2 protein-coding genes are annotated in these 5,273 nt (G+C 71.0%); both read right to left on the bottom strand.

The window, feature by feature from the left end; all coding sequences use genetic code 11:
• The coding region (locus tag ACFV6V_RS25475; protein ID WP_385569167.1) for an amino acid adenylation domain-containing protein at positions 1-5,058 on the bottom strand (5,058 nt) is incomplete at its 3' end.
• Between the two features lie 30 nt (positions 5,059-5,088).
• The coding region (locus ACFV6V_RS25470) for a hypothetical protein (RefSeq protein ID WP_385569164.1) at positions 5,089-5,273 on the bottom strand (185 nt) is incomplete at its 5' end.

The raw sequence follows: 5,273 nt of genomic DNA, 5'->3' as shown, positions 1-5,273 counted from the left end.
GGTGGAGCCGGAGGTGTAGATGACGTAGGCGAGGTCGTCGGGGTGCCCGAGTGGTTCGCTCAGCGGGCCCGCCGTCTCCACACCGTCCACCACCAGCACACTCATGTGCTGGTCCGACCCCGCCGCGAGCTCGCGTGCCGAGGACAGCAGGTCCGCCGAGGTCAGCAGGATGCGTGCTCCGCTGTCGTTGAGGATGCCGGCGCTGCGTGTCAGTGGTGCGCGGATGTCCAGGGGGACGTAGGCGGCGCCGGCGCCGAGTACGCCCAGGACGGCGGTGATGGCGTCGATGCCCCGTTCCAGGTGCAGCACCACCCGCTCACCGATCCCCACACCGGCGTCCTTCAGCAGAGACGCGAGGTGGTCGGCGCGGGCGGCGAGTTGCGCATAGGTGACGATGCCGCGGTCGTCCTGGACGGCCACCGCGTCGGGTGTTCGTTCGGCGTGGGTGCGCAGGCGTTGGATGATGCCGCCGAGTTGTTCGGGCCGTTCGGTGGCGTTCCACTGTTCCAGCAGCAGGGTGCGTTGTTCGGTGGAGACGGCGGTCAGTTCGGACACGTTCATCTGACCGTGACGCTCGGCAAGGGTCCGGCAGGCTCGCACGAAGTCGTCCAGAACCGTCTGCGCCGTACCCCGCGCGAACAGATCCGTCGCGAACTCCAGCGACACCGGAAGAGCACGGTCGCCCCCGGCTTGCGGTTCTTCCACCATCAGTGTGATGTCGAACTTCGCCATGCCTTCCTCCAGCGGAAGGCGTTCCACCGTCACGTCCCCCAGGTCCGCTCCGTCGCTCTGGGGAGTGTTCTGAAGGACGAACATGGTCTGGAAGATGGGGTTTCGGGCGAGGTCGCGGTCGGGTGCGAGCTCCTCGACGAGGCGTTCGAAGGGCACGTCCTGGTGGGCGAAGGCTTCCAGGGAGGTGTCGCGGACCTGTGCGAGCAGGTCGGTGAAGGGCTGGTGGGCGTTGACTCGGGTGCGGATCGGCAGGGTGTTGACGAAGAATCCGATCAGGTTCTCCGTCTCGGTGCGGGACCGGTTGGCGACGGGCACGCCGACGACGACTTCGTCCTGTCCCGCCCGGCGTGCGAGCAGGGCGGCGTACACCGCCTGGAGCACCATGAACAGCGTCGCGCCCTGATCACGTGCCAGATCATTGAGGCGTGCTGCGGTGTCTCCGTCGATGAGCGCATGCAGATGGGCGCCGCGGTAGCTGGGGACGGCGGGGCGGGGGAAGTCCGCGGGGAGCTCGAGCACCGGTGGTGCGCCCGCGAGGGCCGTGCGCCAGTGGGCCAGCTGCTCTTCCAGGACGCCTGAGGCCAGCCACTGGCGCTGCCACACCGCGAAGTCGGCGTACTGCACGGGAAGTTCCGGAAGTTCCCGGCCTGCGTAGGCGGCCTGGACCTCCCGCAGCAGCACACCCACCGACCAGCCGTCCGACACGATGTGGTGCATGCACAGGGCCAGTACGGCTTCGTGGGTACCCGCCCTGGCCAGGATCCAGCGGCTGAGCGGGCCGTGCTCCAGGTCGAACGGACGGGCGGCGAGTTCGGCGGCCATCCGTTCGGCGGCGGGGAGCAGTTCGGCGCAATCGCTGAGATCGGTTTCCTGGAAGTCGATGAGGGGTTCGTCGCGGACGAGTTGCACGGGGCGTCCGTCGGTTTCGGCGAACACGGTTCGCAGGACTTCGTGGCGCTGTGCGACGGTGACCAGGGCGGCACGCAGCCGCTCGGCGTCCAGGGGTCCGCGCAGCAGGACGACGGCGGGGACGTTGTAGGAGGCGCTGTCCGGTTCCAGCTGGTGCAGGAACCACATGCGCTGCTGTGCGTACGAGACCTCGAGCGGACCCGAACGCTCCACCCGCACCAGCGGCGCCACCTCCACCGCCTGCGCGGCCACCACCGCCTCTGCGAACCCGCCCACCACCGGCCGCTCGAACAGCGCCCGCAGCGGCAGGTTCACACCCAGCTTTTCCCGCACGCGCGCTATCAACTGCGTGGCGAGGAGTGAGTGGCCGCCGAGTTGGAAGAAGTCGTCCTCCAGGCCGACCCGCTCCACACCCAGCACCTCCGCGAACACGGCCGCGACCTGCCGCTCCGCCTCCGTACGAGGCTCCACATACTCCGTGTGGTCGGCGAACACCGGGGCCGGAAGAGCCGCGCGGTCGATCTTGCCGTTGGGGGTGAGGGGGAGTGTGTCGAGCACGGAGATCGCCGACGGCACCATGGCGTCGGGTAGCGCGGCGACGGCCGCCGCGCGCACAGCGGTGGCGTCGGACGCGCCACTCACCCAGCCGGCCAGCCGGGACCGGCCGAGCTGATCGGGAACCGACAGGACGACGGCATCCGTGACACCCTCGATGGCACGCAGCGCCGCCTCCACCTCGGCGAGCTCGATCCGCTGGCCGCGGATCTTTACCTGGTGATCGCGCCGCCCCAGGAACTCCAGCTGCCCGTCAGGCAGATACCGCACCACATCACCTGTGCGGTAGAGGCGTGCGCCCGGCACATCGGAGAACGGATCGGGGACGAAGGCCGCGGCCGTGCGTCGAGGATCATCCAGATAGCCGCGGCCCACGCCCGCCCCGCCGACCAGCAGCTCGCCGGGCATTCCCACCGGGACCCGTTCCAGCCATTCGTCCACCACGTACAGCCGGGTGCTGCCGATCGGTCGGCCGATGGCCAGACCGGGGCGGTCACCCAGCTCGTCCGAGGCGACCGTGCTCGCCACGCAGCAGCCGACCACGGTCTCCGTAGGCCCGTACTCGTTGACCACACGGGCGTCCGGAGCGATGGCGAACAGACGGCGTACCAGTCCCGGCGGCAGTGCCTCACCACCGACGACGAAACAAGTCCGCAGCCCGGCGAGCCCGCCCGGGCGCACCAGCCTGCACACCGCCTCCAGGTGGGCAGGCGTCAGCTTCACCAGCGTGGGCCGGGCGGGCCCGGTGAGCGCACCGACCAGTCCTTCCAGGGGGGACGCCTCGTCCACCAGATGGACACAGCCACCGCTGGTGAGCGGCACCCACAGGCTGGTCACGGTCAGGTCGAAGCCGACGGTGGTGTGCAGGGGCGCGACCGGCGGCTCGTCGGGGCAGTACGCGGACGCGGCCCACGTCAGATAGTTGTGCAGCCCGGCCTGGGTGATCTGGACGCCCTTGGGGCGGCCGGTGGAGCCCGAGGTGTACAGCACGTAGGCCAGGTCGTGCCCCGTGGACGCGGGTGTCGCGGTGCCCGGGCCGTCGGCGGCTGGGGCGGTGGCGAGGGCGTGAACGTCCAGCACCGGTGTGGCGCCGGAGGTCAGGTTCGCGCCGCGGCCGCCGGCTTCCAGGACGACCGCCGGGCGGGCGTCCGCGACGATCGCCGTCAGCCGGGCGGCGGGCTGCGCCGGGTCCAGCGGCACGTACACGGCACCGCGCTTCCACACGGCCAGCAGCGCAGCGACCAGCTCCACGGAGCGTGGCACCGCCACGCCGACGACATCGGCGCGGCCGACGCCCGCTTCCGCAAGGCCGGCCGCGATGCGGTCCGCCAGTGCGTCCAACTCGTTGTAGCTCACGCGGCGTTCGCCGTCGACGAGGGCGATGGCTTCCGGCGTTCGGGCGGCATGGCACGTGAAGAGCGCCAGGGCGCTGACGGCGCCGTCGCCGTCCTGCGGACGGGCGGGACCGTCCGACCACTGCGCGAGTTGCAGCAGCTGGTCCGCGTCCACCGCGAGCAGGGCTGCCGGGGGGCGCTCGGGGGCGTGTGCTCCCTCGCGCAGGACGGCCAGGACCTGGCTGAGCAGGCGCTCAGCGGTGGCGCGGCCGAACAGGTCGGTGGCGTACTCCAGGCTCAGCTCGACACCGGCGGGACCCTCATGCACGAACAAGGTCAGGTCGAACTTGGCGACGTCCGTCGGCACGTCGAAACGGTGAGCGGTGAGGCCGGGCGCGAGGTCGAAACCGCCGGGAGCGTTGTCCATGGCGATCATGGCCTGGAAGAGCGGGTTGCGGGACCGGTCGCGCCGGCCACCGAGCGTGCGGACGATCTCGCCGAAGGGCACGTCGGCGTGCGCGAGCGCCTCCGTGGTGCGCTTTCGCACCTGGACCAGCAGATCGCCGAAGGACATCCCACGGCGCCAGTCGGTGGGAATCACCAGGGTGTTGGCGAAGAAGCCGATCAGCTCAGCGGTGTGCGGGTGATCCCGGCCCGCCGACGGGACGCCGAGCCGGACCCGTGGCTGGGCGGCGTTGCGGGCCAGCACGGACGCGAACGCGGCATGCGCCGCCATGAACAGTGTGGCGCCCTGACGCGCGGCGGTGGTCCGAACGGCGCGGGTGAGGTCCTCGGCGATCACGGCGGTCACGCGGTCACCCGCGAAGGACGGCACCCTGGGACGTGCACGGTCCGTGGGCAGTTCCAGCACCAGTTCCTGGTCGTCCAGGACCCTGCGCCAGTGGTCGAGCTGCTTGTCCTGGACGCCGGAACCCAGCCACTCGTCGTGCCAGACGGCGAAGTCGGCGTACTGGAGGGCGGGCGGCGAGAGCAGGGCGTTCCCGTCGGCCCCGGCCAGCTCGGCCAGGTACAGCACGGTCAGCTCCTTGATGAACACACCCATGGACCAGCCGTCGGTGACGATGTGGTGCATGAGCAGGGAGACCACATGGTCGTCGTCCTCCAGGCGGTGGACGGCGATCCGCAGCAGCGGCCCCTTCTCCAGGTCGAACGGCTCCGCCGCCCTGCGCGTGCACTCCTCGCGGCATGCGGCGGCGGCCCCCTCACCCAGCTCGCCGAAGTCCAGGTGGTCCACCGTGGGGCGCAGTGCCGCCAGAGGGTGGATCACCTGGGACACCCGGCCGTCGGCGACGGTGAACGTGGTCCGCAGAATCTCGTGCCGCTCGCACAGCGCGCTGAGAGCGCGCTCGAGTGCGCCCGTGTCCAACTGCCCGGTCAGCCGCATGGCGGCCGGCACGTTGTACGCCGTGGACGTCGGGTCGAGCTCCACGAGCAGCCACAGGCCGACCTGCGCCGGGGACGCCGGCATGACATAGACCTGGCCCGAGTTCATCTGGTCCTCGCTCACAATCGTTGGTCCGTGTTGCTGGGGGAGTGGCTAGGCCCGGTCGGGGCGCGCATAGGCAGCGCGCGGTACCGCGGTCGGCCCGGCGGGCGGGCCCGCACTCTCGGACACAGCCGCCGCACCCGCGGATTCGCCGGTGCCGCCCCTGCGTTCGGCGATCTGCTCGGCCACGGCGCGTGCGGTGGGGTCGTTGAACAGTTCGTTGAGTGCGAGGTCGA

This window comes from Streptomyces sp. NPDC059828 (assembly GCF_042731955.1).
GTDB lineage: Bacteria > Actinomycetota > Actinomycetes > Streptomycetales > Streptomycetaceae > Streptomyces.
The sequence above is the reverse complement of the archived record's forward strand: the minus strand, read 5'-3'. Positions and strand labels throughout refer to the sequence as shown.